The organism is Psychrobacter urativorans, from assembly GCF_904846675.1.
Lineage (GTDB): Bacteria > Pseudomonadota > Gammaproteobacteria > Pseudomonadales > Moraxellaceae > Psychrobacter > Psychrobacter urativorans_B.
Genome location: NZ_CAJHBT010000058.1, coordinates 1 through 827, shown reverse-complemented (window position 1 = coordinate 827; position 827 = coordinate 1). Strand labels below are relative to the sequence as shown.

The following is an 827-nucleotide window of genomic DNA, read 5'->3' as shown; positions in this document are numbered from 1 at the left end:
GATTGAGGTGTGTACTATAAACTAGTAAAGCAATGTATTATAGAAGAAGATGATTGAGTCCCTCTGACCAAGAGCGAACTTACGAAAACTATGCTAACATTCCACGTTGTTACAGTATATCAAGTTTTCCTAATTCGTAATGGGGAAACCCCCTTAACCCCCAAAAGACAAAAAGAATGGCCATTTACCATCTATCAACTAAGCCAGTATCACGCAGTAGCGGAAGAACCGCCACTGCGTCTATTGCTTATCGTGCTGGTATTGCAATCAAAGATAAACGCACAGGCAAAGAACACGATTACACCAAGCGAAGCGGAGTTGTTGAAACCTCATTGCACACGCCCAACAATTTAAAAATTGATAGGGCTGAACTTTGGAACTTAGCCGAAACCACCGAAACACGCAAGAACAGTAGAACCGCAAGAGAGATTGTCGTTAATTTACCTTACGAGCTATCAGAGCAAGACCGCAGTGAATTGATTAATGAATTTGCCAAAGACTTAGCTGACAAATATGGCGTTGCCGTTGACGTTGCCATTCACACGCCAGACAAGGAAGGCGATGACCGCAACCATCACGCCCACATCATGTTAACCACTCGCAAGCTGGAACGGCTAGAGAGTGGCAAAATAACTTTAACCAGTAAATCACAGCTTGAAATGAGCAATACCCAGCTTAAAGAGCGTGGCTTACCAAGTGCCAAGGATGAACTAAAGACAATCCGAAAACAGTGGGCGGATTTGACTAACGGCTACATGAAGGAACTTAATATCCCTGTAACTATAGACCACAGAAGTCATAAAGACAGAGGACTAAAGCAACTACCC

1 protein-coding gene is annotated in these 827 nt (G+C 43.3%); it reads left to right on the top strand.

Annotation, left to right across the window (positions count from 1 at the left end):
• Positions 1-176: 176 nt before the first annotated feature.
• Positions 177-827 (top strand): MobQ family relaxase (gene mobQ, locus JMY06_RS11695; protein ID WP_201618416.1); only part of this gene is annotated, 651 nt, incomplete at its 3' end.